Origin of the sequence: Kitasatospora sp. NPDC001527, assembly GCF_040298605.1 — a bacterium.
Taxonomy (GTDB): Bacteria; Actinomycetota; Actinomycetes; order Streptomycetales; family Streptomycetaceae; genus Kitasatospora.
The window spans coordinates 13,047-39,759 of the sequence record NZ_JBEPAM010000002.1 but is presented as its reverse complement, the minus strand read 5'-3'; the positions used below and the strand labels follow the sequence as shown (position 1 = coordinate 39,759).

Sequence of the window (26,713 nt, the reverse complement as noted above, 5' to 3'; positions counted from 1 at the left end):
GTGGAACGAGTGCACGGCCGCCCGGCAAGGACCGGGCGGGTACCCAAGGAAGGCGTGACCAGATGGTGGAGATCAAGACCCCCGAGCAGATCGCGAAGATGCGAGCGGCCGGGCTGGTCGTCGCCGAGGCGCTCAAGGCATGCCGGGAGGCGGTCGCCCCGGGCATCACCACCCAGGAGCTCAACGACATCGCCGACAAGGTCATCACCGGCCACGGCGCCACCTCGAACTTCCGGGCCCACCACGGCGGCCTCTGGTTCCCGGGCGTGATCTGCGCCTCGGTGAACAACGAGGTCGTGCACGGCATCCCCGGCGAGCGGGTGCTGCAGGAGGGCGACCTCATCTCGATCGACTGCGGCGCGATCCTGGACGGCTGGCACGGCGACGCGGCGATCACCGTCGCGGTCGGCGAGGTCGCCCCCGAGGTCGAGATGCTGAGCAAGGTCACCGAGGGCTCCATGTGGGCCGGCATCGCCCAGATGAAGAAGGGCAACCGCCTGGTCGACGTCTCCAAGGCGATCGAGGGCTACATCCGCCGCCAGCCGCTGCCGCCGAAGGGCAAGTGGGGCATCACCGAGGGCTACGGCGGCCACGGCATCGGCACCGCGATGCACATGGAGCCGCACGTGCTGAACTACGTCGAGCGCGGCCGGGGCAAGGGCCCGAAGCTGATCCCCGGCACCGTGCTGGCGATCGAGCCGATGGTCTCGCTCGGCACCCCGCACACCAGCGTGCTGGAGGACGACTGGACCGTCGTCACCAACGACGGCACCTGGGCCTCGCACTGGGAGCACTCGGTGGCCGTCACCGAGCAGGGACCGGTCGTGCTGACCGCCTTCGACGGCGGCAAGGAGATGCTGGCCAGGCTGGGTGTGACGGCCGCGCCGGACCCGCTGGCGTAGTCGCGCGGGACTCGCGCGGGAGCGGCTCGACGTGATCAGCAGCCGCTGCTGACAAGGGATCAGGGCCCTGGGAGTTTGGACTTCCAGGGCTTTTGTCCTATTTTTATGCGCCGGCAGTGGCTACGAGCGAGCAGGAGAGAGCAGTGCTCAAGGGATTCCGCGACTTCATGATGCGCGGCAACGTCGTCGACATGGCGGTCGGTGTGGTGATCGGCGCCGCGTTCACCGCGGTGGTCACCGGCTTCGTCTCCGCCTTCCTCACCCCGCTGGTGGGCGTGGTGGTCGGTGCCGCGGGCGACTTCGGCTCCTACAAGGCGACCATCGCCGGCGTGACCTTCCCGTACGGGCAGTTCCTCAACGTGCTGATCGCGTTCCTCATGACCGCGGCCGTGCTGTACTTCTGCGTCGTCCTGCCGGTGACCAAGGCCACCGCCCGCTACATGCCGAAGAAGCCGAAGACCCCGAAGCGCCCGTGCCCCGAGTGCCTGACCGAGATCCCCGAGGCCGCCCGCCGCTGCTCGGCCTGCACCGCCCACGTGGAGCCGCTGACCGTTCCGGTCGCCCGCTGATCGGGTACCCCCGTTTTGGAGCAGCCCGGGCGCTGGCGTAGGATGGACCGTCGGCTCACTCGTAGCGTGCTCCAGCACGCCCTCTTCCCCCTCGCCGGGGTCGGGGTGGACCCAGGTTCGCACGAGCGTTCCGCATACGGTAGCCGGTCCCGGAAGGTGGATCTCGCAGTTCATGGCTAAGAAGCAAGGCGCCATTGAGATCGAGGGCACCGTGATCGAGTCTCTTCCGAACGCGATGTTCAAGGTCGAGCTGCAGAACGGTCACAAGGTCCTCGCGCACATCAGTGGCAAGATGCGCATGCACTACATCCGCATCCTGCCGGACGACCGGGTCGTGGTGGAGCTCAGCCCCTACGACCTCACGCGCGGCCGGATCGTCTACCGCTACAAGTAAGAACGTCAGATCTAGACCCGGAGAACCTGAAGCATGAAGGTCAAGCCGAGCGTCAAGAAGATCTGCGACAAGTGCAAGGTGATCCGCCGTCACGGCCGGGTCATGGTGATCTGCGACAACCTGCGCCACAAGCAGCGCCAGGGCTGATCGTCCCCCAGCATTTCTCGTAGTACTTCGCGCGACGCGAAAACGTCATAAGCGGGCCACCCGATCCGTCCCCCGGACGGACTGCCGCCCCCGGTCAGAGGCCGGGGCTCCCTCACCGTGAGGTGTCGGAGTAGGTGGCACGCCAGACCTCTGAAGAACCACAGGAGCCTTGAATGGCACGCCTCGCCGGCGTTGATCTCCCCCGTGAGAAGCGGATCGAGATCGCCCTCACCTACGTGTACGGCATCGGCCGTACCCGCGCCCAGCAGACCCTCGCCGAGACCGGCGTCAACCCGGATGTCCGCGTTCGCGACATCGCCGAGGAAGACCTGGTCAAGCTGAGCCAGTACATCGACGCCAACTTCACGGTCGAGGGTGACCTCCGCCGCGAGGTGGCCGCCGACATCCGCCGCAAGGTCGAGATCGGCTGCTACGAGGGTCTGCGTCACCGCCGCGGCCTGCCGGTCCGCGGTCAGCGCACCCACACCAACGCGCGTACCCGCAAGGGCCCGCGTCGCGCGATCGCCGGTAAGAAGAAGCCGGGCAAGAAGTAGTCCGTCCCGTAACCGGACATCCCTCCGGCCCGCGGGTCAGCGGACCGACCACCTCAGTAGGAGAACAGACTTATGCCCCCCAAGGGTCGTCAGGCTGCCGGCGCGAAGAAGATCCGCCGCAAGGAAAAGAAGAACGTCGCTCACGGCCACGCGCACATCAAGAGCACGTTCAACAACACCATCGTTTCGATCACCGACCCCGCGGGCAACGTGATCTCCTGGGCCTCCGCCGGCCACGTCGGCTTCAAGGGCTCGCGCAAGTCCACCCCGTTCGCCGCGCAGATGGCCGCCGAGGCCGCTGCCCGTCGCGCGCAGGAGCACGGCATGCGCAAGGTCGACGTCTTCGTGAAGGGTCCGGGCTCCGGCCGCGAGACCGCGATCCGCTCGCTCCAGGCCACCGGCCTCGAGGTCGGCTCGATCCAGGACGTCACCCCCACCCCGCACAACGGCTGCCGTCCGCCGAAGCGCCGCCGCGTCTGACGCAGCGCCTTCGGGCACGCTGGGTTCTGCTTTAAACCTCGTACGGGGTCCCGTTTCGTGCGGGACCCCGTACGCTGGTTCTGTTCGGCATCAAATAGTGGGTGCCGAAGATCACTGGAGGATCTGAAAACATGCTGATCGCTCAGCGTCCCTCGCTGACCGAAGAGGTCGTCGACGAGTTCCGCTCGCGGTTCGTGATCGAGCCGCTGGAGCCGGGCTTCGGCTACACCCTCGGCAACTCTCTGCGTCGCACGCTCCTGTCGTCGATCCCGGGTGCCGCTGTCACCAGCATCCGCATCGACGGTGTCCTGCACGAGTTCACCACCGTGCCGGGCGTCAAGGAGGACGTCACCGACCTCATCCTCAACATCAAGCAGCTGGTCGTCTCCTCGGAGCACGACGAGCCGGTCGTGATGTACCTGCGCAAGCAGGGCCCGGGTGTGGTCACCGCCGCCGACATCGCGCCGCCGGCCGGTGTCGAGGTGCACAACCCCGAGCTGGTCCTCGCCACCCTGAACGGCAAGGGCAAGCTGGAGATGGAGCTGACCGTCGAGCGCGGTCGCGGCTACGTCTCCGCCGTGCAGAACAAGGCCTCCGGCCAGGAGATCGGCCGCATCCCGGTCGACTCGATCTACAGCCCCGTGCTGAAGGTCACCTACAAGGTCGAGGCCACCCGTGTCGAGCAGCGGACCGACTTCGACAAGCTGATCGTCGACGTCGAGACCAAGCCCGCCATGCGTCCGCGCGACGCCATGGCCTCGGCCGGCAAGACCCTGGTGGAGCTGTTCGGCCTCGCCCGCGAGCTGAACATCGACGCCGAGGGCATCGACATGGGCCCGTCCCCGACGGACGCCGCCCTGGCCGCCGACCTGGCGCTGCCGATCGAGGAGCTGGAGCTCACCGTCCGCTCCTACAACTGCCTCAAGCGCGAGGGCATCCACACCGTGGGTGAGCTCGTCGCCCGCTCCGAGGCCGACCTGCTCGACATCCGCAACTTCGGCGCGAAGTCGATCGACGAGGTCAAGGCGAAGCTGGCCGGCATGGGCCTGGCCCTCAAGGACAGCCCGCCCGGGTTCGACCCGACCGCCGCCGCCGACGCCTTCGGCGCCGACGACCTGGACGACGCGGGTTACGCGGAGACCGAGCAGTACTGAAAGACTTGACCGCGGGGGCGGTTCCCCGGAACCGCCCCCGTCGTCGTGAAAGCCGTGCGGGCACCGTGCCCGTACGCCCGCTGCGGTACCTGGTACGGCCGCAGTCGGAGATTCGAGGAGTAATTCCATGCCGCGTCCCACCAAGGGTGCCCGCCTCGGCGGCGGCCCGTCCCACGAGCCCCTGCTGCTCGCCGGTCTGGCCCGTGAGCTGTTCCAGTACGGCCGCATCACCACCACCGAGGCCAAGGCCCGCCGCCTGCGCCCGCTGGCGGAGAAGCTGATCACCAAGGCGAAGAAGGGCGACATCCACAACCGTCGCCTGGTGCGCAAGACCATCACCGACATCTCGGTGCTGCACACCCTCTTCACCGAGATCGCGCCGCGCTACGAGAACCGCCCGGGTGGCTACACCCGCATCACCAAGATCGGTCCCCGTCGTGGCGACAACGCCCCGATGGCCGTGATCGAGCTGGTCGAGGCGCTGACCGTCGCGCAGACCGCCGTCGGCGAGGCCGAGGCCGCCACCAAGCGTGCCGTCAAGGAGGCCGACGCCAAGGTCGAGGCCACCGAGACCAAGGCCGACGAGGCCGAGGCCGCCGAGCAGGCCTGACACCGTTAGGTGTGCCGCGGGTCCGCTCTCCCAGCGATGGGGGAGCGGGCCCGTTCCTCGTTTCCGGAGAACTGGGAGTAACAGCAGTGGTCAACGATTGCGCCGAGCGGCCGCCGGTCAAGGACGGCCCGGCCGACGGGTACGTCCGGATCCGGCTCGACCTCGCGTACCACGGCGCCGACTTCTCCGGCTGGGCCCGGCAGAAGGGCGGCCGCCGGACGGTCCAGGAGGAGATCGAGACCGCTCTGCAGGTCGTCACCCGCAGCTCCGAGCCGTTCCCGCTCACCGTGGCCGGCCGCACCGACGCCGGCGTGCACGCCCGCGGCCAGGTCGCCCACGTCGACCTGCCCGCCGAGCTGTGGGCCCAGCACGGCGAGAAGCTGCTGCGCCGGCTCGCCGGGCGGCTGCCCGGCGACGTCCGGATCTACCGGGCGGCCGAGGCCCCGGCCGGCTTCGACGCCCGCTTCTCGGCGGTCTGGCGCCGGTACGCCTACCGGGTCGCCGACCACCCCGGTGGCGTCGACCCGCTGCTGCGCGGCCACGTGCTCTGGCACGACCGGCCGCTGGACCTGGACCGGATGAACGCCGCCGCGAAGCTGCTGCTCGGCGAGCACGACTTCGCCGCTTACTGCAAGAAGCGCGAGGGCGCGACCACCATCCGCACCCTGCTGGAGCTGCACTGGGACCGCGTCCCGGTCGACGTCTACGCCGCCCAGGAGGGCTCGCTCGCGGTCGCCACCGTCCGGGCCGACGCCTTCTGCCACAACATGGTGCGGGCGCTGGTCGGCGCGATGCTGCTGGTCGGCGACGGCCACCGGCCGGTGGAGTTCCCCGGCGAGGTGCTGGCCGGCGGCGTGCGCAACTCCGCCGTCAACGTGATCCGGCCCTACGGGCTGACGCTGGAGGAGGTCGGCTACCCGGCGGACGACCAGCTCGCCGAGCGCAGCCGGGCCGCCCGCCGGATGCGCACCCTGCCGGGCGCCGCCGCCCCCGGGGCGGGCCCGCGGCCGGCGGACGGTTAATCGGTTTTGGTCCGGGGCGGTCGCTTGGGACAATCGCCCCCATGGGACACGTCGAGATTTCGCACCTGGAGTACTACCTGCCGGACGGGCGGGTGCTGTTCGACGACGCGTCCTTCCGGGTGGGGGAGGGCGCGGCGGTCGCGCTGGTCGGCGCCAACGGCGCGGGCAAGACCACCCTGCTGCGCATGATCGCGGGCGACCTCCAGCCGCACGGCGGCTCGGTGACGATCAGCGGCGGGCTCGGCGTGATGCGCCAGTTCGTCGGGACCACCGGCCGCGAGGAGCAGCGCCGGGCCGACGACGAGGGCGGCCCCGGCGCGCTGCCCGCCGACGCCTCGGTGCGCGACCTGCTGGTCTCCGTCGCCCCCGAGCGGATCGCCAAGGCGGCCCGCGCGGTCGACGCCGCCGAGCTGGCGATGATCGCCCAGGACGACGAGAAGACGCAGATGGCCTACGCCCAGGCGCTCTCCGACTGGGCCGACGTCGGCGGCTACGACTACGAGACCGACTGGGACGTCTGCACCATGGCGGCCCTCGGGGTGCCCTTCGACAAGGCCCAGTGGCGCGGTCTGAACACGCTCTCCGGCGGTGAGCAGAAGCGGCTGGTGCTGGAGGCGCTGCTGCGCGGCCCCGAGGAGGTGCTGCTGCTCGACGAGCCGGACAACTACCTGGACGTCCCGGGCAAGCGCTGGCTGGAGGAGGCCATCAAGGCCACCCCGAAGACCGTGCTGTTCATCTCGCACGACCGCGAGCTGCTCTCCCGCACCGCCGAGAAGATCATCAGCGTCGAGTCCGGCGCGGCCGGCTCCAGCGTCTGGGTGCACGGCGGCGGCTTCGACTCCTTCCACGAGGCCCGCAAGGCCCGCTTCGAGCGCTTCGAGGAGCTGCGCCGGCGCTGGGACGAGGAGCACGCCAAGCTCAAGAAGCTGGTCGTCACCCTGCGCCAGGCCGCCTCGATCAGCCACGACATGGCCTCCCGGTACGCGGCCGCGCAGACCAGGCTCAAGAAGTTCGAGGACGCCGGCCCGCCGGAGGCGCCGCCGCGCGAGCAGAGCATCACCATGCGGCTCAAGGGCGGGCGCACCGGCGTGCGCGCCTTCACCATGGAGCGGCTGGAGCTCACCGGCCTGATGCAGCCCTTCGACCTGGAGGTCTTCTACGGCGAGCGGATCGGTGTGCTCGGCGCCAACGGCGCCGGCAAGTCGCACCTGCTGCGGCTGCTGGCCGGGGACGAGACGGTCGCCCACACCGGAAGCTGGAAGCTCGGCGCCCGCGTGGTGCCCGGCCACTTCCGGCAGACCCACGCCCACCCCGAGCTGCTCGGCCGTACGGTGCGCTCGATCATCGAGGAGGAGCACGCGCTCAGCCGCGGCGCCGCGATGGGCGCGCTGCGCCGCTACGAGCTGGACCGCCAGGAGGAGCAGAAGTTCGAGTCGCTGTCCGGTGGCCAGCAGGCCCGGCTGATGATCCTCAAGCTGGAGCTGTCCGGCGTCACCGCGCTGCTGCTCGACGAGCCGACGGACAACCTGGACCTGGAGAGCGCCGAGGCGCTGCAGGCCGGTCTGGAGGCCTTCGACGGCACGGTGATGTGCGTCACCCACGACCGCTGGTTCGCCAAGACCTTCGACCGGTTCCTGGTGTTCGGCGCCGACGGCCGGGTCTACGAGTCGGCCGAGCCGGTCTGGGACGTCACCCGGGTCGAGCGGGATCGCCGATGAATTTTGACCCGCCCGTCGCCTCCCGGTAGCCTGGGCGCTTGATGTGCGTATTGGCTCGCTCTATCTCACGTGAGAGGTCGGTACGCCGGAGACATCGGGTCGACGACCAGCGGCTCCCCCTTGAATTGCGTCCAAGGCGGCCAGGCTGATCCCTCCTCCAGGTGCTCCTGTCAGGACTCACTCACTGAAAAGCGAAGGCTACGACCGTGCGTACGTACAGCCCCAAGCCCGGCGACGTCCAGCGTCAGTGGCACGTCATCGACGCGACCGACGTCGTGCTCGGCCGCCTGGCCTCCCAGGCCGCCAACCTCCTCCGGGGCAAGCACAAGGCGATCTACGCGCCGCACGTTGACACCGGTGACTTCGTCATCATCATCAACGCGGACAAGGTGCACCTGTCGGGTAACAAGAAGACCCAGAAGCTGGCGTACCGCCACAGCGGCTTCCCGGGCGGTCTCCGCTCGGTCCGCTACGACGACCTCCTGGCCAACAACCCGGAGAAGGCCGTCGAGAAGGCCATCAAGGGCATGATCCCCAAGAACAGCCTGGGCCGCCAGATGCTCTCCAAGCTGAAGGTCTACTCGGGCGACCAGCACCCGCACGCTGCCCAGCAGCCGGTGCCGTTCGAGATCACCCAGGTCGCGCAGTAATTCCGGCCACCTAGCCCCCCAACACTGAAAAGAGCTGAGGAACACCGTGGCCGAGACCACCGAAACCCTTGAGGTCGACTTCGACGAGACTGTCGTCGAGGGCGAGTACACCTCCGAGGAGAGCTACACCTCCGAGTCCCTGGCCGGCCGCTTCGGCGAGGCCGTCCCCGGCGCCGGCCTCGGCCGTCGCAAGGAGGCGATCGCCCGCGTGCGCATCGTCCCGGGCACCGGGCAGTGGAAGATCAACGGTCGCACCCTGGAGAACTACTTCCCCAACAAGGTGCACCAGCAGACCGTCAACGAGCCCTTCAAGCTCCTGGAGCTGGACGGCCGTTACGACGTCGTCGCCCGCATCACCGGCGGCGGCGTGTCCGGCCAGGCCTACGCGCTGCGCCTCGGCGTGGCCCGTGCCCTGAACGAGGCCGACGTGGACAACAACCGCGGCGCCCTCAAGAAGGCCGGCTTCCTGACCCGTGACGCCCGCGCCGTCGAGCGCAAGAAGGCCGGTCTGAAGAAGGCCCGCAAGGCGCCGCAGTACAGCAAGCGCTAATTGCGCCCCCGGGGGTGCGTACCGCCCTGGTGGTGCACGCCCCCGGATGCGCTCTACACGCCCCGGAGTACCCCGTGTACTCCGGGGCGTCGTGTTCCCCGGCCATTGTGCGGAGCCCGGGGATTCGATCGGATTCACTGCAAGGCATTGCGGCGATGGAGGACGGGACAGTGGGACGACTCTTCGGTACGGACGGCGTGCGCGGTGTGGCCAACGAGGGACTGACGGCGGAGCTGGCGCTCGGCCTGTCGGTCGCGGCGGCGCATGTGCTCGGTGAGGCGGGGGCCTTCGACGGCCACCGGCCGGTCGCGGTGGTCGGCCGCGATCCGCGCGCCTCGGGCGAGTTCCTGGAGGCCGCGGTCATCGCCGGCCTGGCCAGCGCGGGTGTCGACGTCCTGCGGGTCGGTGTGCTGCCCACCCCTGCGGTGGCCTATCTCACCGGCGTGCTCGGCGCCGACTTCGGCGTGATGCTCTCCGCCAGCCACAACGCGATGCCGGACAACGGCATCAAGTTCCTCGCCCGCGGCGGCCACAAGCTGGACGACCGCATCGAGGACGCCATCGAGGCCCACTACCACAAGCACGCGGCGGGCGGCGAGGAGTGGAACCGCCCGACCGGCGCCGCCGTCGGCCGGGTCCGCGAGTACACCGAGGGCTTCGACAAGTACGTCGCCCACCTCATCGGCGTGCTGCCCAACCGCCTGGACGGCATCCGGGTCGTCATCGACGGCGCGCACGGCGCGGCCGCGTACGTCGCCCCCGAGGCCTTCGCCCGGGCCGGCGCCGAGGTCGTGCACACCCTGGGCGCCGAGCCCACCGGCCTCAACATCAACGACGGCGTCGGCTCCACCCACCTGGACCGGCTGCGCACCGCCATGCGCGAGCACGCGGCCGACCTCGGCATCGCGCTGGACGGCGACGCCGACCGCTGCCTGGCCGCCGACGCGGACGGCAACGAGGTGGACGGAGACCAGATCATCGCGATCCTGGCCGTCGCCATGAAGGAGGCCGGCACGCTGCGCCGCAACACCGCGGTCGCCACCGTGATGTCCAACCTGGGCTTCAAGCTGGCCATGGAGCGCGAGGGCGTCGAGCTCGTCGAGACCGCCGTCGGCGACCGGTACGTGCTGGAGGCGATGAAGGAGCAGGGCTTCGCGCTGGGCGGCGAGCAGTCCGGCCACGTCATCCTGCTGGACCACGCGACCACCGGCGACGGCACGCTGACCGGCCTGATGCTGGGCGCCCGGCTGGCGGCGACCAAGCAGCCGCTGGCGGACCTGGCCGCCGTGATGACCCGGCTGCCGCAGGTGCTGATCAACGTCAAGGGCGTCGACAAGGGCCGGGTGAACACCAGCGTGGAGCTGTCCGCCGCGGTCGCCGCGGCCGAGGCCGAGCTGGGCGCCACCGGGCGGGTGCTGCTGCGGCCGTCGGGCACCGAGCCGCTGGTGCGGGTGATGGTCGAGGCGGCCGACGAGGTGCAGGCGCGGTCCGTCGCCGAGAAGCTGGCCGAGGCGGTCCGCACCCACCTGGGCTGACCGGGCCGGGCTGACCGGGCGCACGCACACCGGAAGGCCCCCGCCGCGGGCGTCCGCGGCGGGGGCCTTCCGGCCGTTCCCTCAGAGCTTGCGCAGCAGCGCCCGGCGGACCTTGTGGTCCGGGCCCTTCTGCAGGATCAGGGTGGCCCGGCCGCGGGTCGGCAGCACGTTCTCCAGCAGGTTGGGCCGGTTGATGGTGCGCCAGACCTGGCGGCCGTACTCCATCGCCTCCTCCTCCGGCACCTCGGTGAAGCGGCGGAAGTAGGAGTTCGGGTCCTGGAAGGCGGTCTCGCGCAGCTTGCGGAACCGGTCCAGGTACCAGCTCTCGATGTCGTCGGTGCGGGCGTCGACGTAGATGGAGAAGTCGAAGTAGTCGGCCACCGCCAGGCGGGTGCGGCCGTCGGTGCCGGGCAGGGCCGGCTGGAGCACGTTCAGGCCCTCGACGATCAGGATGTCCGGGCGCTCCACGGTGAGCCGCTGCTCCGGCACGATGTCGTACACCAGGTGCGAGTAGACCGGCGCGGTGACCCGCTCCTTGCCGGCCTTCACGTCCGCGACGAAGCGTGTCAGCGCCCGGCGGTCGTAGGACTCGGGGAAGCCCTTGCGGGCCATCAGGCCGCGCCGGCGCAGCTCGGCGTTGGGCAGCAGGAAGCCGTCGGTGGTGACCAGCTCGACCCGGGGGTGCTCGGGCCAGCGGGCCAGCAGCGCCTGGAGCAGGCGGGCGGTGGTGGACTTGCCGACCGCGACCGAGCCGGCCACGCCGATGATGAACGGGGTGCGGGTGCGCTCGGTGTCCGGGGTGTCCAGGAAGGTGCCCAGCGTGCCGCGCAGCTCGTGCGTGGCGTGGATGTAGAGGTTCAGCAGCCGGGACAGCGGCAGGTAGACGTCCCGGACCTCGTCGAGGTCCAGGGCGGTGCCGAGGCCGCGCAGGCGTTCCACCTCCTCGGCGGTCAGCGGCAGCGGCGTACGCTCGCGCAGCGCGCTCCACTCGGCCCGGCTGAGGTCCACGTAGGGGGACGGCGAGGGGCCGGGTGTGGTGTCGCCCCGCGTACAGAGTTCGGTCAGCACATGCTCCATTGTGGGCCGTAGCGCCGTTCGGGGTGGTTGTGGTGTCGGTCACGGCCTGCGGGCGAACCGTGCGAATGGGGCGTTCGGAGCGCCCTTATGCTGGCACGCATGTGCGGAATTGTTGGATACGTGGGCTCCCAGCCCGCCCTTGACGTTGTAATCGCAGGCCTGCAGCGACTGGAGTACCGGGGTTACGACTCGGCCGGTGTCGCGGTGCAGGTGCAGGGCTCCGACGGGCAGTGGAGCCTCGCCACCGACAAGCGGGCCGGAAAGCTCGCGAATCTGGAGAAGTCGCTCGCCGAGGCCCCTCTTCCCGGCGGCACCACCGGCATCGGCCACACCCGCTGGGCCACCCACGGCGGTCCGACGGACGCCAACGCCCACCCCCATCTGGACGACGCCGCCCGGGTGGCGGTCGTCCACAACGGCATCATCGAGAACTTCGCCCAGCTCCGGGCCGAGCTGGCCGAGCGCGGCCACACGCTGCGCTCGGAGACCGACACCGAGGTCGTCGCGCACCTGCTCGGCGAGGAGTACCGGGGCGACCTGGCCGAGGCCATGCGGGTGGTCTGCCGCCGGCTGGAGGGCGCCTTCACCCTGGTCGCGGTGCACGCCGACGCTCCGGACGTGGTGGTCGGCGCCCGCCGCAACTCGCCGCTGGTGGTCGGGCGCGGCGAGGGCGAGAACTTCCTCGCCTCCGACGTCGCCGCGTTCATCGCGCACACCCGCGAGGCGATCGAGCTGGGCCAGGACCAGGTCGTCGAGCTGCGCCGGGACGGCGTGACGGTGACGAACTTCGACGGCACCCCCGCCGACGTGCGCGAGTACCACGTCGACTGGGACGCCTCGGCCGCCGAGAAGGGCGGCTACGACTACTTCATGCTCAAGGAGATCGCCGAGCAGCCGAAGGCCGTCGCCGACACCCTGCTCGGCCGGATCGGCACCGACGGCCGGCTGACCCTGGACGAGCTGCGGATGTCGGACGCCGACCTGCGCTCGGTGGACAAGGTCGTCATCGTCGCCTGCGGCACCGCCTTCCACGCGGGCATGATCGCCAAGTACGCGATCGAGCACTGGACCCGGATCCCCTGCGAGGTGGAGGTCGCCTCCGAGTTCCGCTACCGCGACCCGATCATGGGTCCGGGCACGCTGGTCATCGCCATCTCGCAGTCCGGCGAGACCATGGACACCCTGATGGCGCTGCGGCACGCGCGCGAGCAGGGCGCCAAGGTGCTGGCGATCTGCAACACCAACGGCTCGACCATCCCGCGCGAGTCGGACGCGGTGCTGTACACCCACGCCGGCCCGGAGGTGGCCGTCGCCTCCACCAAGGCGTTCCTGACCCAGCTGGTCGCCTGCTATTTGGTGGCGCTGTACCTGGGCCAGGTGCGCGGCACCAAGTGGGGCGACGAGATCTTCGCCGTCATCAAGGAGCTCGGCGACGCGCCGAAGCAGGTCGAGCAGGTGCTGGAGACCATGGAGCCGGTGCGCGAGCTGGCCCGCTCCCTGGCGGACGCGCGCTCGGTGCTGTTCCTGGGCCGGCACGTCGGCTTCCCGGTGGCGCTGGAGGGCGCGCTCAAGCTCAAGGAGCTCGCCTACATGCACGCCGAGGGCTTCGCGGCCGGCGAGCTGAAGCACGGGCCGATCGCGCTGATCGAGGAGGGGCTGCCGGTGGTGGTCGTCGTGCCGTCGCCGCGCGGGCGGTCGATCCTGCACGACAAGATCGTCTCCAACATCCAGGAGATCCGGGCCCGTGGTGCGCGGACCATCGTGATCGCGGAGGAGGGCGACGAGGCGGTCGTCCCCTACGCCGACCACCTGATCCGGATCCCGGTCACGCCGACCCTGCTGCAGCCGCTGGTCTCCACCGTGCCGCTGCAGGTCTTCGCCTGCGAGCTGGCCACGGCCAAGGGCCACGAGGTCGACCAGCCGCGCAACCTGGCGAAGTCGGTCACCGTCGAGTAGTCCGGCCGGGTGCCCCTGCGGTGGCTGCGTCCTACCGCAGGGGCGCCGTGTCGAGCGCGAACGAGAACGGCGCGGGCGGTTTGATCCGCCTGCCGGACTCGGTCTCGTGGATGGTGGTGTCATCGCCGTCCTCGGGGTCCGTGAACAGCGTCACCTTGCCTTCACCGCGGTCGAGGAGGAGAGAGCACGGGACGCCCGCGGCGGCATGGCCCAGGCGATTGGGCTCTCGGTCCTTGACGGGGCTGGTCGATGTGACCGCGAGGACGAGTGCGACCCCCACGGTGGACGACCACGACTCCTGGGCGCGGAAGTGACCGGCGGGAGCGACCGTGGCATCGGGGATGAACCGGCCCTTCGGAGTGATCAGCCCCTTGCCGCCGCTGACGTACAGCTCCTCGGCCGCCTCCCGCGCGACGGCTCGGGCGAACCGGGCGATCGCATCCTCGTGGTCACCGTCCGGCGGTGGCGTCACGGCGATCTCCCCTTCGATCAGCTCGGCCTTGAAGCCCGGAGGCGTGTCCAGCTCCAGGAACGCCCGGAGGACGTCGTCCCCGCCCATCGGGTGCTCGACCGCCGGCATGGCGACCATGGCCCTTCTCCCTCCTGTGGGTCCGTGCCGAGCCACACGGCAGGCACCCGGACCGACACCGGCGGGGGATCGAAGTGGTTGTCACTCGAAAGTGTGCCGCAGGCCCGGCTGCCGTGCGGCGGCGGCGCGGGCTAGCGTCGGCGGTAGCCGACCGCTGAAGGAGTCTCCGTATGCGTCACGCCCATCGCGTCGAAGTCGTCCGTGCCGCCGAGGCCGCGCTGATGGCGCGGCTCCCCGAGGGGACGCTGATGCAGCGCGCCGCCGTCGGGCTCGCCGCGACCTGCGCGCGGCTGCTGACCCGCCGCCGCGGGCGGGTGTACGGCAGCCGGGTGGTGGTGCTGGCGGGCAGCGGGGACAACGGGGGCGACGCGCTGTACGCCGGTGCGGCGCTGGCGCGGCGCGGGGCGCGGGTGTCGGCGGTGCTGCTCGTCCCGGAGCGGGCGCACACCGCGGGGCTCGCGGCGCTGCGGGCGGTCGGCGGGCGGGTGGTACCGGAGCAGGAAGTCGGCCTGGCCGACTTCTCGCGCGCGGACCTGGTGCTGGACGGCATCGTCGGCATCGGCGGGAAGGGCGGGCTGCGGGCGGAGGCCCGGCCGTACGCGCGCGCCGGGCGGGCGGGGGTGGTGGTGGCCGTCGACGTGCCGAGCGGGGTGGACGCCGACACCGGTGAGGTCGCGGGGGTGGCGCTGCGGGCGGACGTCACGGTCTGCTTCGGTACGTACAAGCCCGGGCTGCTGATCGACCCGGGCGCCTCGTACGCCGGGGCGGTGCAGCTGGTGGGGATCGGGCTGGAGCTGCCGCCGGCCGAGGTCGCGGCGCCGCAGCACGCGGACGTGGCCGCCCTGCTGCCGGTGCCGGGGGCGGAGAGCGACAAGTACCGGCGCGGGGTGGTCGGGGTGGCGGCCGGATCGGCGCGGTACCCGGGGGCCGCGCTGCTGGCGGTCGCGGGCGCGCTGCGCGGCGGCGCGGGCGCGGTGCGGTACGTGGGGACGGCGGCCGAGGAGGTGGTGCGGCGGTTCCCGGAGGCGCTGGTCACCGAGGGCGGGCCGGCCGGTGCGGGGCGGGTGCAGGCCTGGGTGGTCGGGCCGGGCGGGGGCGAGGGGGCCGAGCGGGCGCTCGCGGAGGCGCTGGCCGCGGACGTGCCGGTGCTGGTCGACGCGGACGGGCTGACCGAGCTGGCCCGGCTCGGGCCGGGCGCGCTGGCCGGGCGGACGGCGCCGACGCTGCTGACCCCGCACACCGGCGAGGCGGCCCGGCTGCTCGCCGGGGCGCAGGGCGCCGGGGGCCGTGCGGGCGACGGGGGCGGCCGGCCGCCGGCCGCCGACGAGCTGGCGGCCGCCCGGCTGGCCACGGCGCGGCGGCTCGCGGCGGCGTACCGGGCGACGGTGCTGCTGAAGGGTTCGACCACGGTGGTCGCCGATCCGGGCGGCGCCGTGCGGGTGAACCCGACCGGTACCTCCTGGCTGGCGACGGCCGGCAGCGGCGACGTGCTGGCCGGTCTGGCCGGCTCGCTGCTCGCCGCGGGCCTCGCCCCGCTGGACGCCGCCTCGGTGGCCGCCTACCTGCACGGCCTCGCCGCCCGCCGCGCCGCCGCCACCCCCGGCGCCCCCGTCACCGCCCTGGACGTGGCCGCCGCCCTCTCCGGCGCCTGGAACGACGTCCGCTCGGCAGCCGCCGAGCCGGCCACGGAACCGGCCGCGTAGGAATATGCAGACCGGTCTGCTTACTCGCCGGAGCAGGAAGTCGGCCCGGCCGACTTCCCACTCCACGCCCGGGCTGCGCCCGGGGCGAATCGGTAGACCGGTCTGCATATTCCGGGCGGGCCGGGGGTGGGGGCGGAACCGTGGAGTGATTCGTGGGCGTCCGGGAGGTGTGGTGGGGGGTTGCGTGGGGTGGGGTGCCGACGGGCCGTTCGGCGAGGACCCTGGGATGTCTGGGAGACTGACCCTGATGACAACTGCGAAGACGACCGTTATGGCCACTCTCACCGAAGGCGCGCGGGCCGAGGTGACCATCGATCTCGCCGCCCTGCGCGGCAACCTCGACGCGCTGCGCGAGCGCATCGGCGGAACCACGGTGATGGCCGCGGTCAAGGCGGACGCCTACGGGCACGGCGCCGTCCGCTGCGCCCGGGAGGCGGTCGCCGCAGGAGTCCGCTGGCTGGGCACCGCCACGCCGGACGAGGCGCTCGCGCTGCGCGCCGGCGGCATCCGGCCGGACCAGGCCCGCATCCTCTGCTGGCTGTGGACCCCCGGCGGCCCCTGGCGCGAGGCCCTCTTCGCGGACCTCGACATCTCCGTCAGCGGCCAGTGGGCGCTCACCGAGCTGCTCGCCGCCGTCCGCGCCACCGGCGTCCCGGCCCGGGTCCACCTCAAGGCCGACACCGGCCTCGGCCGCAACGGCTGCCAGCCGCACGACTGGCCCGAGCTGGTCGCCGCCGCCCGCCGCGCCGAGCTGGACGGCCTGCTCACCGTGGTCGGCGTCTGGTCGCACTTCGCCGCCGCCGACGAGCCGGGCCACCCCTCCATCCAGGCCCAGCTGGACGCCTACCGCGCCGCCCTGGCCACCGCCGAGGCGGCCGGCCTGCGCCCCGAGGTCCGGCACCTGGCCAACTCGCCGGCCACCCTGCTGCTCCCGCAGTCGCACTTCGACATGGTCCGCACCGGCCTCGCGGTGTACGGGCTCTCGCCGGTCCCGGACGTCGGCTCGCCCGCCGACTTCGGCCTGCGCCCGGTGATGTCGCTGACCGCCCGGCTGGCCCTGGTCAAGCACGTTCCCGGCGGCCACGGCGTCAGCTACGGCCACCACTACACCACCCCCGGCCCGACCACGCTGGGCCTCGTCCCGCTCGGATACGGCGACGGCATCCCCCGGCACGCCAGCGGCATCGGCCCGGTGCAGGTCGACGGCAAGTGGCGCACCGTGGCCGGCCGGGTGGCGATGGACCAGTTCGTCGTCGACCTCGGCGGCGACACCCCACCGATCGGCGGGGAGGTGCTCGTCTTCGGCAACGGCGAGCGCGGCGAGCCGACCGCCGAGGACTGGGGCCGCGCCTGCGGCACCATCTCCTACGAGATCGTGACCCGGATCGGCTCCCGGGTGCCGCGCCGCTACGTCGGCGGCCTGGACGAGGCCGCGGACGGGGGCCTGCTCGGATGAGCGAGCAGGCCGGCGCCGACCCGGTCGAGGCGGTGAGCGGGGTGGCCCGCGCCGTCAAGGCGGCCGGGGCGGCCACCGGCGTGAGCCGGGCCGGCCTGATCGGCATCTCGGTCGGCGTGCTCGCGGCCGGCGCCGCCGCCGGCGTGGCGATCGAACGGCTGACGGTCGGCCGGACGATGCGCCGCCGGGCCCGCGCCGAGCTGGACGCCAAGGCCCCGTACGGCTCGCTGCGCGGACGCCCCCGCACCGTGGCCGCCGCGGACGGCACCGAGCTCTACGTCGAACTGGACGGCACCGGCCGACCGGGCGGCGCGGACGGCGGCCCCGAACCGCTGACCGTGGTCTTCTGCCACGGCTACTGCCTCAACCAGGACAGCTGGCACTTCCAGCGCGCCGCGTTCCGCGACGGCCTGCGCCTGGTCTTCTGGGACCAGCGCAGCCACGGCCGCTCCGAGCGCTCCCGCTCCTTCCTGGCCGGCGAGCCCGCCGGCATCGACCAGCTGGGCGGCGACCTCAAGGCCGTGCTGGACGCCGTCGCGCCGACCGGCCCGCTGGTCCTGGTCGGCCACTCGATGGGCGGCATGACGGTGATGGCGCTGGCCGACCAGCACCCCGAGCTGTTCCGCGAGCGGGTCGCCGGCGTGGCGCTGATCGGCACCCTGGCCGGGAACTGGGACGCCGTCACCTTCGGCCTGCCGCAGGCGGGCGCCAAGCTGTTCCGCCGGGTCGCCCCGGGCATGATGAAGCTGCTCGGCCGTCAGGTGGGCCTGGTGGAGGCGACCCGCCGGCTGGGCGCTGACGTCAGCGCCGTCTTCTACCGGCGCTACTCCTTCGGCGACAAGGACGTCGACCCCGGGGTGGCCCGGTTCGCCGAGCAGATGCTGGACGCCACCCCGATCGACGTGGTGGCCGAGTTCTACCCGGTGTTCTCCGCGCACGAGAAGACCGAGGCCCTCGCCGCCCTGCGCGGCATCCCGGTCCTGGTGCTGACCGGCACCAAGGACCTGCTGACCCCGCCCGGCCACGGCGAGGCGATGGCCGAACGGCTGCCCGGCGCGGAGCTGGTCCTGGTCGAGGACGCCGGCCACCTGGTGATGCTGGAGCGCCCGGACGTGGTCGACCGCCGGCTGGCCGAGCTGTTCGAGCGGGCCGCCCGCTTCCGCGGCGCCGCCCCCGTGGAACCCCCGGCCTGAAGCTTGTTGCAGAAGCCTGGGTGTGGGCAGGTTGGTGTGTGTTCTGGCCTGCTGGTTCAGGCGGTTCGGGCGGGGTTGTGCATGTGGGCGACGGCCCGCACCGCGTGGTGCGGGCCGTCGCCTTCCTGCCGGCATCTCGGAGGATCTTGTAGTCCTTCATGCGGGCGAAGGCGTGCTCGACTCGGGCGCGTACGCGGCGGTGTTCGGCGTTGTCGTCCTCCTGGGCCCGCGGCAGGGGGCGGCCGGCGCGTTTGCGGTGGGGGACGACCAGGCCGGTGTTGAGGTGGGCGCCGTCCGCGAGCACGGTGGCGCCGGCGCAGGTGGCGGGCAGGCCGGAGGCGCGCCAGGCGTGGGCGTCGGCCTTGTTGCCCGGTACGGGGCGGGCGGTGGCGGCCACGAGGCGGGTGTCGGCGTCGATGACGACCCGCACGTTCGCGGAGAACCGGTAGTTGCGGCTGGAAGCCCCCACCGAACGGTCGCGTACCGGGATCAGGGTGCCGTCCACGATCCACAGCCGCTGCCCGCCCGCGGCCGGGCGGGCAGCGGCTTCGAGAGCCAGCAGCGGGCCGAGGCGCTGGACGACGCGGCACACCGTCGCCGTCGAGACCACGAACAGCGGCGCGAGCTGCCGCATCGTGAGGTCGGTCCGGTAGTGGACCGCGACCAGCAGGATCCGGTCGGGCGGCGGCAGGCACCACGGCCTGCCGCCGCCCGGCCCGTTGCCGCCCCGCTCCCGCACCACCCGCGCCAGACCCTCGGCCTGCCGCAGCCGCAGCCCCGTGAACGACTCCGCCCAGACCGGCTCAGCCCGAAGCACCCCACCCATGCCGGAGAAAGGCCCCGCACCAGACCTCTGGAACAGGCTTTAGGGCCCGTCGCCGGACCCCGGGAGCCCCGGTGGGGTGCCCCGCGGAGCGGGTGCGGCGCGACCGCCGCCGGCGATGTGGCACGGTAGCGGGAGGCGCCCGAGGGCCGGTGCGCCGCCGTACGGACCGAAGGGCTTGATTCACGCATGGGCTCGCACGCCACTCTCACCGCCGCCACCCCCGACCGGATGGGCCGGCTCGGCCGGGAGCTGGCCGCGCTGCTGCGGCCGGGGGACCTGGTGCTGCTCTCCGGCGAGCTGGGCGCGGGGAAGACCACGCTGACCCGGGGCCTCGGTGAGGGGCTCCAGGTGCGCGGCGCGGTCACCTCGCCGACCTTCGTGATCGCCCGGGTGCACCCGTCGCTGGTCGGCGGCCCGGCACTGGTGCACGTGGACGCCTACCGGCTGGGCGGCGACCTCGACGAGATGGAGGACCTCGACCTGGACGTCTCGCTGCCCGAGTCGGTGGTGGTGGTCGAGTGGGGCGAGGGCAAGGTCGAGCGGCTCTCGGAGGACCGCCTGGAGGTCCGGATCGAACGGGCCGTCGGCGCCGAGGCGCCGGGCAGCGCGGCGGACGAAGGCCTGGACCCGCGCGAGGTGCGGCTGACCGGCATCGGCCCCCGCTGGGAGGGCGTCGACCTGTCCGTGCTGGCCTGAGGGATCCGGCCGGCCGGGTCACGGTTTGCCGACAGGCTGTCGGGAAGATGTTGCGGTCGGGGTCCCGGGCATGGTGGGATGGTTTCCGAGGTTAGGTCTGCCTAACTAGGGAGGCGTCATGCCGAGCACCACGCCCGCCCCGGAGCGCGAACCGCGCGGGACCGGGGCCGAGGGGCCCGACCGCCGTGCCGCAGGGGAGCCGATGCGGGCCCTGCTGGCCGCCCGCGCGGCGGCGGAGGCGGTCTCCACCCCGCCCGGACGCCGTCCGGCCGCCGGGAAGGCGCGGACCGGGGAACCGGCGGACGGCGGCGCCCACGACACCCGCCGCGCCGCCTGATCCCATGGTTCCGTGACCCCGCTCGCCCGGGTCAGGCGATCACGACCACCTTGGTGTCCTTCGGGGCGAAGTCCCAGAGCAGCTGGCCGTCGGCCCGGCTGCTGCGGATGCCGCCGGTCTTGGCCGTCTTCGGGGCGCCGCTCGCGCTGCCCCCGATCGAGGACGGCCCCGAGGCGGAGGCCGTCGGGGCGGCGGCCGGCGTGCCCGAGGCACCGTCCACGGCCGCGCTGAAGCCGAACACCACGCCGTTCTGCTGGGCGAACCGCACCACGTGCTCGATCTGCTTGCCGTCGGTGCCGGTGCCGGTCGGGTTGCGGCTGTACACGGGGTAGCTGCCGGGGGCCGGCTCGACGGTGCCCGGGGTGACCGGGAACGCGGCCACCACCTGCGGGGTCTTCTTCGGGTCGATCAGCCAGACGTAGTGCGCGCCGATCGAGTAGACGACCCGCAGTCCGGTGCCGGTGCCCGCGGTGGGCAGTGCCGGGACGGTCGGCGTGGGCGCGGTGCTCGGGGTGGCCGGGGCGGCCGACCCGGTGGACGAGGCCGCGGTGGTCGTGCCGGGGTTGGCGGCCGCCGCGCGGCCCTGCGCACCGTTGGCCTGGAAGGCCAGCAGGCTCACCACCGCCAGGGCCCCCAGGGTCAGCCCCGTGACCACCACTCCAGGACCCATCTTCGCCACGTGTGCTCCCACCGCCGTCCCAAAACCGTCGGCCCCATCGTGCCAGGTTCGCCCGTCCGGTCCGCATCGCGTCGGACGTGTGTTCCGCGCTGCCGCGGGTTTTCGATCGTGCGGCGCACACGCCCCGGGCGCCGGGACGGGGCCGGGCCCGGACCGGTCACCGCCCGACCGGTCTAACCTTGACCCGTGCTGCTGCTCGCGTTCGACACCGCTACCCCCGCCGTCACCGCCGCCGTCCACGACGGCACGGCCGTCCTCGCCGAGACCGACCAGGTCGACGCCAGACGCCACGGCGAACTGCTGCTGCCCGCCATCGACCAGGTGCTGCGGGCGGCCGGTGTCGACAAGCACCGGCTGACCGGCATCGCCGTGGGCGTCGGCCCGGGCCCGTACACCGGTCTGCGGGTCGGTCTGGTCACCGCCGCCGCGCTGGGGGACGCCCTCGGCCTGCCGGTGCACGGCGTCTGCACCCTGGACGCGATCGCCCACGCCGCCCGTGCCGAGGGCCTGGCCGGCGAGCCGTTCACGGTGGCCACCGACGCGCGCCGCAAGGAGGTCTACTGGGCCGCCTACGACGCCGAGGGCCGCCGGACCGAGGGCCCGTCCGTGGACCGCCCGGGCGAGCTGACGCCGCCGGCCCGCTCGGTCGGCGCCGGTGCCCTGCTCTACCCGGACGCCTTCCCCGGCGCGCACGGCCCCGAGCACGTCTCGGCCGGCGCGCTCGCCGACTACGCCGCCACCGAGCTGGCCGCAGGCCGCGCCCTGCTGCCCAACGCCCCGCTCTACCTGCGCCGCCCGGACGCCCAGGTGCCGGCCGGCTACAAGGCGGTGCTCCCGGCGTGACCGGCCCGAGCACCGACGGGGCCGTGCGCACCGCGGCTCCCGTCGCCACCCTGCGCCCGATGCGCTGGTGGGACATCGCCCCGGTGCTGGCGCTGGAACGGGAACTGTTCCCCGAGGACGCCTGGTCCGCCGGCATGTTCTGGTCCGAGCTGGCCGAGGCCCGCCCCGGCGGCACCCGCCACTACACCGTGGCCGTCGCCCCGGACGGCACGGTCGTCGGCTACGCCGGACTGATGGCGGTGGCCGGCGAGGGCGACGTGCAGACCATCGCCGTCGACGGCCGCCACCAGGGCGCCGGCCTCGGCGCGCTGCTGCTGGCCGACCTGGTCCGGGAGGCCGCCCGGCGCGGCTGCGCGGACCTGCTGCTGGAGGTCCGGGTGGACAACACCCGCGCCCAGCGGCTCTACGAGCGGTTCGGTTTCGAGCCGGTCGGCATCCGGCGCGGTTACTACCAGCCCGCGAACATCGACGCGCTGGTGATGCGCCTGGACCTCGCGGCCGCCGCCGTCGACGGCGCCACCGCTCCCGAAGACCTCGACGAACCCGCGGACCACCCGCGACCGGATGTGAAGAAGGACACCCCCCATGGCTGACGAACCGCTCGTCCTCGGCATCGAGACCTCCTGCGACGAGACCGGCGTCGGCATCGTGCGGGGCACCACCCTGCTCGCCGACGCGGTGGCCTCCAGCGTCAACGACCACGCCCGGTTCGGCGGCGTCGTCCCCGAGATCGCCAGCCGCGCGCACCTGGAGGCGATGGTCCCCACCATCCAGCGCGCCCTGGACACCGCCGGCGTCAAGGCGAGCGACCTGGACGGCATCGCCGTCACCGCCGGCCCCGGCCTGGCCGGCGCGCTGCTGGTCGGCGTGAGCGCCGCCAAGGCCTACGCCTGGGCCCTGGACAAGCCGCTGTACGGCGTCAACCACCTCGCCTCGCACATCTGCGTGGACCAGCTGGAACACGGCCGCCTGCCGTCCCCGACGATGGCCCTGCTGGTCTCCGGCGGGCACTCCTCGCTGCTGCTCAGCGAGGACATCACCAGCGACGTGCGCCCGCTCGGCGCGACCATCGACGACGCGGCCGGCGAGGCCTTCGACAAGGTCGCCCGGGTGCTCGGGCTGGGCTTCCCCGGCGGCCCGGTGGTCGACCGCACCGCCCGCGAGGGCGACCCCGAGGCGATCGCCTTCCCGCGCGGCCTGACCGGCCCCAAGGATCCGGAGTACGACTTCTCCTTCTCCGGCCTGAAGACCGCCGTCGCCCGCTGGGTGGAGGCCAGGCGCCGGGCCGGCGAGGAGGTGCCGATCGCCGACGTCGCGGCGTCCTTCCAGGAGGCGGTCACCGACGTGCTGACCCGCAAGGCGGTCAAGGCCTGCAAGGACAACGGCGTCGACCACCTGATGATCGGCGGCGGCGTCGCGGCCAACTCGCGGCTGCGCGAGATGGCCCAGCAGCGCTGCGACCGGGCCGGCATCCGGCTGCGGGTGCCCCGCCCGGGCCTGTGCACCGACAACGGCGCGATGGTCGCCGCGCTCGGCGCCGAGATGGTCCGGCGGGACCGCGCGCCGTCCTCCTTCGACCTGTCGGCGGACTCCTCGCTGCCGGTGACCGAGGTCCACGTGCCGCACCAGGACTTCCACGGCCAGGCCTACCAGGCGCTGGGCGGCCAGGAGTGAGCACCACCGCCGCGATGTGGGAGGCCCGGGCCGCCGACGGGCGGGGCGCCGAGCTCTCCGCCTGGGTGCGGGAGACCGCGCTGCCCGCGCTGCGCGGCGGCGCGGGGCTGCTGCGCGCCGAGCTGTTCGCCGCCCCCGGCGAGCGTGTGCTGCTGATCACCTGGTGGTCCGGCGAGCCGCTCCCGGTGGCCGAGCCGCCCGCCGGGCTGCTGGGCCGTCCGGTGCACCGCTGGTCGTTCACCAGCGAGCACGTGGAGTAGCCCGGGCCGGCCGTCCGCACGCCCGACCGGGAACCGAACGTGCGACCGTTACCGTGCTAGCGAGCGAGATCGCTGAACGGGAACGGGGAGCACGGCGCGGTGAACAGGCACGGGTGGAGCAGGACGACGGCGTACGCGGCGGGGGCGGCGGTCCTGCTGGCCGCCGCCACCGGCTGCGCGGGCGGCGGCGACAGCGGCGCCGCCTCCGCCGCCCTGGTGGCGCCGAGCAGCGCCCCCGCCGGGTCCGCCGCGCCGCAGCAGGGCGCGGCCACCCCGCCGCCGAGCGCGGCGCCCGCCCCGGCCGCGGGGGACGCCGCCGCCTGGGCGAAGTGGCACCTCACGCCGCTGCCGCCCGCGCCCCCGGCGCCCGCCGACAAGCCGGTGAAGCTCCAGAAGACCGGCCCGGTCCCGGTGTTCAGCGAGGTGAAGACCACCGACAAGGTCGTCTTCGTCACCATCGACGACGGCGCCGAGAAGGACCCGAAGTTCGTCGAGATGCTGACCGACCTCAAGGTGCCGGTCTCGATGTTCCTGACCCGCGACATCGTCAAGGACGACTACGGCTACTTCAAGCGGCTCCAGGCGCTCGGCAACCACGTCCACAACCACACCACGGACCACGCCCAGCTGAGCAAGGTGACGCCGGAGAAGCAGCGGTCCGAGGTCTGCGACGCCCAGGCCGCGCTCACCCAGCAGTACGGCACCCCGCCGCTGCTGTTCCGCCCGCCCTACGGCGACGGCGCCCACACCCCGGCGCTGAACTCCTCGGTGCAGCAGTGCGGGCCGCGGGCGATCGTGCTGTGGCGCGAGTCGATGCAGATCCACGACATGCAGTACCAGGCGGCGGACAAGAAGCTGCGCCCCGGGGACATCGTGCTCGCCCACTTCCGGGGCCCCAAGGACCTCAAGGGCGAGACGATGACGGAGATGTTCGGGGAACTGCTGGCCCGGATCCAGGAGCAGGGCTTCGCGGTGGCCCGGCTGGAGGACTACATCGCGGCGCCGGCCGCCTGAACGGCCGCGGCCGGGCCGGTCACCGGCCGGCCGAGCATCATCAGCGGGCCGTGGTCGGTGCGGCTGAGGATCACCGTCACGGTGTTCGGGCCGCTGGGCTTCAGCTGGCGGCGCAGCTCCTCCGGGGTGATCGCCATCCCGCGCTTCTTGATCACCACGGTGCCGACGCCCCGCTCGCGCAGCAGCGCCTTGAGCCTCTTGATGTGGAACGGCAGGACGTCGGTCAGCTCGAAGCCGTGCGCGTACGGGGTGTCGACCAACTCGTCCGAGGTCACGTAGGCGATCTTCGGATCGATCAGCCGCCCGTTCACCCGCTGCGCCACCTCGGCGACCAGGTGGGCGCGGATCACCGCGCCGTCCGGCTCGTAGAGGTAGCGGCCGACCGGGCCGGCCGGCGGGTCGGGCAGGTCGCCGCCGGTGAGGCTGGCCCGCTGCGGCAGCAGGGTGGCGCGGTGCGGGTGCCCGGCCCGGGTGCCGAACCAGAGCACCGCCTCCTTGACGTCGCCGTGGTCGGAGACCCACTCGGCCTCCGCGTCGGCCGGCACCGCCTCGTGCGGGATGCCGGGGGCCACCTTGAGCGCGCCGACCGGGGTGCGCCGTCCGGCCTCGATCGCCCAGGACAGCGGCGGCGCGTACGCCTCGGGGTCGAAGACCCGGCCGCGCGAGGTGCGCCGGGCGGGGTCGGTGAAGACCGCGTCGAAGCCGGTGACGTCGACGTCGGCGACGTCCGCGCAGCGCACCTCGACCCGGTCGGCCAGGCCCAGGGCGGCCGCGTTGGCGGCGGTGGCGGCGCAGGCGGCCGGGTCCTTGTCGACGGCGAGCACCTCGACACCGGCCCGGGCCAGCGCCAGCACGTCGCCGCCGATCCCGCAGCAGAGGTCGGCCAGCCGCTTCACCCCGAGGTCCGCGAAGCGCCGCGCCCGCCACTCGGCGACCTCGCGCCGGGTGGACTGCTCGACGCCGTTGGGCGTGAAGTACATGAGGTCGGCGTCGGCGCCGAACTTGGCCCGGGCCCGCTGCCGCAGCCGGGCCTGCCCGAAGGCGGCCGACACCAGCTCGGCGGGGTGCTCCTTGCGCAGCCGGGTGGCCAGCGCCAGCTCCTCCCCGGGCGCGAAGTCGCGCAGTTCGGCGAGCAGGGCCTGGCCCCGGTCGGTCAGCAGGGGCCGCAGGTCGTCGTTCTCCACGGGGCCATTCTCGCCGGTCACGGACGGCCCGGACGGTCAGAGCAACTGCTGCAGCCACCAGGGCGCGGTCAGCGGGGCGAGCAGCGCGGCGGCGGGGACCACCCGCCAGCCGGCTCGCGCGGTGCGCCAGGTGACCAGGCCGGCCGGCGCGAGGGCGAGCACGACGCCCGCCGGGAGGAGCAGCGCGACCGGCCCACCGGCGTCGCTCATGGCCAGCCCCATCAGGACGGCCAGGACGCAGACGCCGATCAGGGCGGTGACGCCGCCGACCAGCGGGAGGGTGACGAGGGCGACCAGCAGGTCGCGGTGGAGCAGGGGGGCGGGTGTGCGCGGTGGTCTCGGCCATGGCCCGAGTGTGCGATCCGGAGCCGCCCTCGCACATGAGTACGGCGACTCATCCCTCCCAAGGGGCCGGCGACCCGGGCCGACCCGCGTGGCGTTGGCACTCTGGTTGACTGAGTGCTAACCGCGGCCTATGGTCATCACTAGCACTCCCCACCGGGCGAGTGCTAACGCGACAGTGTGTGTCTGACCCCCGCGACGGCAGACGCGCGAGTTCGCCCCTACCCGTTAGAAAACCCCGTAATCTCCGAAGGGGAGCTCGGACGTGACCACCAGCAGCAAGGTTGCCATCAAGCCGCTCGAGGACCGCATCGTGGTCCAGCCGCTCGACGCCGAGACCACCACGGCCTCCGGCCTGGTTATCCCGGACACCGCCAAGGAGAAGCCCCAGGAGGGCGTCGTCCTGGCCGTCGGCCCGGGCCGCTTCGAGGACGGCCAGCGTCTGCCGCTCGACGTCGCCGTGGGTGACATCGTCCTGTACTCGAAGTACGGCGGCACCGAGGTGAAGTACCAGGGCGAGGAGTACCTGGTGCTCTCCGCCCGCGACGTTCTCGCCATCATCGAGAAGTAAGGCGTCCCGCCACGCCCCGGATCCGCGT

General features: G+C 72.9%; 30 protein-coding genes and 1 pseudogene. 25 read left to right on the top strand and 6 right to left on the bottom strand.

Annotated elements, in window-relative coordinates; genetic code table 11:
• The first annotated feature begins 62 nt into the window (after window positions 1-62).
• From map to glmM, 13 genes are all read left to right on the top strand, one after another.
• Window positions 63-902, top strand: coding sequence for a type I methionyl aminopeptidase (gene map, locus ABT238_RS01905; RefSeq protein WP_350561931.1), 840 nt, complete (start codon window positions 63-65; stop codon window positions 900-902).
• A gap of 143 nt (window positions 903-1,045) precedes the next feature.
• Complete coding sequence (mscL, locus tag ABT238_RS01900; protein WP_350561933.1) at window positions 1,046-1,471, top strand: large conductance mechanosensitive channel protein MscL; 426 nt, start codon at window positions 1,046-1,048, stop codon at window positions 1,469-1,471.
• A gap of 172 nt (window positions 1,472-1,643) precedes the next feature.
• Entirely contained in the window at window positions 1,644-1,865 is a 222-nt protein-coding gene (infA, locus tag ABT238_RS01895) for a translation initiation factor IF-1 (protein ID WP_003956442.1), read from the top strand.
• Window positions 1,866-1,898: 33 nt separating this feature from the next.
• A complete protein-coding gene (gene rpmJ / locus ABT238_RS01890; protein ID WP_003956441.1) occupies window positions 1,899-2,012 on the top strand; it encodes a 50S ribosomal protein L36 in 114 nt (37 codons plus the stop codon).
• Between the two features lie 173 nt (window positions 2,013-2,185).
• Window positions 2,186-2,566, top strand: a complete 381-nt coding sequence (gene rpsM / locus ABT238_RS01885) for a 30S ribosomal protein S13 (RefSeq protein WP_344338008.1) — start codon at window positions 2,186-2,188, stop codon at window positions 2,564-2,566.
• A gap of 72 nt (window positions 2,567-2,638) precedes the next feature.
• Window positions 2,639-3,046 carry a 30S ribosomal protein S11 gene (gene rpsK, locus ABT238_RS01880; protein ID WP_030232513.1) on the top strand — a complete coding sequence of 136 codons (408 nt, stop codon included), beginning with the start codon at window positions 2,639-2,641 and terminating at the stop codon, window positions 3,044-3,046.
• Between the two features lie 131 nt (window positions 3,047-3,177).
• Window positions 3,178-4,200: a DNA-directed RNA polymerase subunit alpha gene (locus ABT238_RS01875; protein ID WP_030055844.1), complete on the top strand. Its 1,023-nt coding sequence runs from the start codon at window positions 3,178-3,180 to the stop codon at window positions 4,198-4,200.
• A gap of 127 nt (window positions 4,201-4,327) precedes the next feature.
• Window positions 4,328-4,810, top strand: coding sequence for a 50S ribosomal protein L17 (rplQ, locus tag ABT238_RS01870; protein ID WP_350561935.1), 483 nt, complete (start codon window positions 4,328-4,330; stop codon window positions 4,808-4,810).
• Window positions 4,811-4,896: 86 nt separating this feature from the next.
• Window positions 4,897-5,832 (top strand): tRNA pseudouridine(38-40) synthase TruA, encoded by a 936-nt coding sequence (gene truA / locus ABT238_RS01865; protein WP_350561937.1) that lies wholly within the window; start codon window positions 4,897-4,899, stop codon window positions 5,830-5,832.
• Between the two features lie 41 nt (window positions 5,833-5,873).
• Window positions 5,874-7,550: an ABC-F family ATP-binding cassette domain-containing protein gene (locus tag ABT238_RS01860; RefSeq protein WP_350561939.1), complete on the top strand. Its 1,677-nt coding sequence runs from the start codon at window positions 5,874-5,876 to the stop codon at window positions 7,548-7,550.
• 206 nt (window positions 7,551-7,756) lie between these two features.
• Window positions 7,757-8,200, top strand: coding sequence for a 50S ribosomal protein L13 (gene rplM / locus ABT238_RS01855; protein WP_030055846.1), 444 nt, complete (start codon window positions 7,757-7,759; stop codon window positions 8,198-8,200).
• A 46-nt stretch (window positions 8,201-8,246) separates the two neighbouring features.
• Window positions 8,247-8,750, top strand: a complete 504-nt coding sequence (gene rpsI / locus ABT238_RS01850) for a 30S ribosomal protein S9 (protein WP_030300426.1) — start codon at window positions 8,247-8,249, stop codon at window positions 8,748-8,750.
• Between the two features lie 170 nt (window positions 8,751-8,920).
• Window positions 8,921-10,285, top strand: a complete 1,365-nt coding sequence (gene glmM / locus ABT238_RS01845; RefSeq protein ID WP_350561941.1) for a phosphoglucosamine mutase — start codon at window positions 8,921-8,923, stop codon at window positions 10,283-10,285.
• Between the two features lie 81 nt (window positions 10,286-10,366).
• Here the strand turns inward: glmM and coaA are convergent, their stop codons facing one another.
• Window positions 10,367-11,362, bottom strand: a complete 996-nt coding sequence (gene coaA / locus ABT238_RS01840; protein ID WP_350561943.1) for a type I pantothenate kinase — start codon at window positions 11,360-11,362, stop codon at window positions 10,367-10,369.
• A gap of 99 nt (window positions 11,363-11,461) precedes the next feature.
• On the opposite strand from coaA, the gene glmS reads away from it, so the two are divergent.
• Window positions 11,462-13,318 carry a glutamine--fructose-6-phosphate transaminase (isomerizing) gene (gene glmS, locus ABT238_RS01835; protein WP_350561945.1) on the top strand — a complete coding sequence of 619 codons (1,857 nt, stop codon included), beginning with the start codon at window positions 11,462-11,464 and terminating at the stop codon, window positions 13,316-13,318.
• A gap of 31 nt (window positions 13,319-13,349) precedes the next feature.
• Here glmS and ABT238_RS01830 read toward each other — a convergent pair whose 3' ends face one another.
• On the bottom strand, window positions 13,350-13,907 hold the full coding sequence (locus ABT238_RS01830) for a Uma2 family endonuclease (protein WP_350755257.1): 558 nt from the start codon (window positions 13,905-13,907) through the stop codon (window positions 13,350-13,352).
• A gap of 170 nt (window positions 13,908-14,077) precedes the next feature.
• On the opposite strand from ABT238_RS01830, the gene ABT238_RS01825 reads away from it, so the two are divergent.
• The 3 genes from ABT238_RS01825 (at window position 14,078) to ABT238_RS01815 (ending at window position 18,259) form a co-directional block, all read left to right on the top strand.
• Window positions 14,078-15,610, top strand: coding sequence for an NAD(P)H-hydrate dehydratase (locus tag ABT238_RS01825; RefSeq protein WP_350755255.1), 1,533 nt, complete (start codon window positions 14,078-14,080; stop codon window positions 15,608-15,610).
• A gap of 271 nt (window positions 15,611-15,881) precedes the next feature.
• Window positions 15,882-17,066 carry an alanine racemase gene (alr, locus tag ABT238_RS01820; RefSeq protein WP_350572542.1) on the top strand — a complete coding sequence of 395 codons (1,185 nt, stop codon included), beginning with the start codon at window positions 15,882-15,884 and terminating at the stop codon, window positions 17,064-17,066.
• Window positions 17,063-18,259, top strand: a complete 1,197-nt coding sequence (locus ABT238_RS01815; RefSeq protein ID WP_350755253.1) for an alpha/beta fold hydrolase — start codon at window positions 17,063-17,065, stop codon at window positions 18,257-18,259. The genes alr and ABT238_RS01815 overlap by 4 nt, the downstream gene beginning before the upstream one ends.
• Before the next feature lie 56 nt (window positions 18,260-18,315).
• Here the strand turns inward: ABT238_RS01815 and ABT238_RS01810 are convergent.
• Window positions 18,316-19,085 (bottom strand): annotated as a pseudogene (locus tag ABT238_RS01810) (transposase family protein).
• A gap of 186 nt (window positions 19,086-19,271) precedes the next feature.
• Here ABT238_RS01810 and tsaE point away from each other — a divergent pair.
• The gene (gene tsaE / locus ABT238_RS01805; RefSeq protein WP_350755251.1) at window positions 19,272-19,781 is read left to right on the top strand and encodes a tRNA (adenosine(37)-N6)-threonylcarbamoyltransferase complex ATPase subunit type 1 TsaE; all 510 of its coding nucleotides are present in this window, start codon (window positions 19,272-19,274) and stop codon (window positions 19,779-19,781) included.
• 118 nt (window positions 19,782-19,899) lie between these two features.
• Complete coding sequence (locus ABT238_RS01800; protein WP_350572113.1) at window positions 19,900-20,118, top strand: hypothetical protein; 219 nt, start codon at window positions 19,900-19,902, stop codon at window positions 20,116-20,118.
• Window positions 20,119-20,149: 31 nt separating this feature from the next.
• Here the strand turns inward: ABT238_RS01800 and ABT238_RS01795 are convergent, their stop codons facing one another.
• Entirely contained in the window at window positions 20,150-20,788 is a 639-nt protein-coding gene (locus tag ABT238_RS01795; protein WP_350572128.1) for a hypothetical protein, read from the bottom strand.
• Window positions 20,789-20,983: 195 nt separating this feature from the next.
• On the opposite strand from ABT238_RS01795, the gene tsaB reads away from it, so the two are divergent.
• From tsaB to ABT238_RS01770, 5 genes are all read left to right on the top strand, one after another.
• Entirely contained in the window at window positions 20,984-21,640 is a 657-nt protein-coding gene (gene tsaB / locus ABT238_RS01790) for a tRNA (adenosine(37)-N6)-threonylcarbamoyltransferase complex dimerization subunit type 1 TsaB (RefSeq protein ID WP_350572114.1), read from the top strand.
• 59 nt (window positions 21,641-21,699) lie between these two features.
• The gene (gene rimI / locus ABT238_RS01785; RefSeq protein ID WP_350572129.1) at window positions 21,700-22,233 is read left to right on the top strand and encodes a ribosomal protein S18-alanine N-acetyltransferase; all 534 of its coding nucleotides are present in this window, start codon (window positions 21,700-21,702) and stop codon (window positions 22,231-22,233) included.
• Complete coding sequence (gene tsaD, locus ABT238_RS01780; protein ID WP_350572115.1) at window positions 22,226-23,314, top strand: tRNA (adenosine(37)-N6)-threonylcarbamoyltransferase complex transferase subunit TsaD; 1,089 nt, start codon at window positions 22,226-22,228, stop codon at window positions 23,312-23,314. Before rimI ends, tsaD begins: the two co-directional genes overlap by 8 nt.
• Window positions 23,311-23,574, top strand: coding sequence for a hypothetical protein (locus tag ABT238_RS01775; protein ID WP_502884413.1), 264 nt, complete (start codon window positions 23,311-23,313; stop codon window positions 23,572-23,574). The genes tsaD and ABT238_RS01775 overlap by 4 nt, the downstream gene beginning before the upstream one ends.
• Before the next feature lie 99 nt (window positions 23,575-23,673).
• Window positions 23,674-24,588 carry a polysaccharide deacetylase family protein gene (locus ABT238_RS01770; protein ID WP_350572116.1) on the top strand — a complete coding sequence of 305 codons (915 nt, stop codon included), beginning with the start codon at window positions 23,674-23,676 and terminating at the stop codon, window positions 24,586-24,588.
• On the opposite strand, the gene ABT238_RS01765 is transcribed toward ABT238_RS01770, so the two are convergent.
• Both ABT238_RS01765 and ABT238_RS01760 read right to left on the bottom strand, forming a co-directional pair.
• Window positions 24,564-25,793, bottom strand: coding sequence for a class I SAM-dependent methyltransferase (locus ABT238_RS01765; RefSeq protein ID WP_502884414.1), 1,230 nt, complete (start codon window positions 25,791-25,793; stop codon window positions 24,564-24,566). The two genes, ABT238_RS01770 and ABT238_RS01765, sit on opposite strands and share 25 nt — an antisense overlap.
• A 15-nt stretch (window positions 25,794-25,808) precedes the next feature.
• The gene (locus ABT238_RS01760) at window positions 25,809-25,982 is read right to left on the bottom strand and encodes a hypothetical protein (RefSeq protein ID WP_350755249.1); all 174 of its coding nucleotides are present in this window, start codon (window positions 25,980-25,982) and stop codon (window positions 25,809-25,811) included.
• A gap of 397 nt (window positions 25,983-26,379) precedes the next feature.
• On the opposite strand from ABT238_RS01760, the gene groES reads away from it, so the two are divergent.
• Entirely contained in the window at window positions 26,380-26,685 is a 306-nt protein-coding gene (gene groES, locus ABT238_RS01755; protein WP_014136232.1) for a co-chaperone GroES, read from the top strand.
• Window positions 26,686-26,713 lie beyond the last annotated feature (28 nt).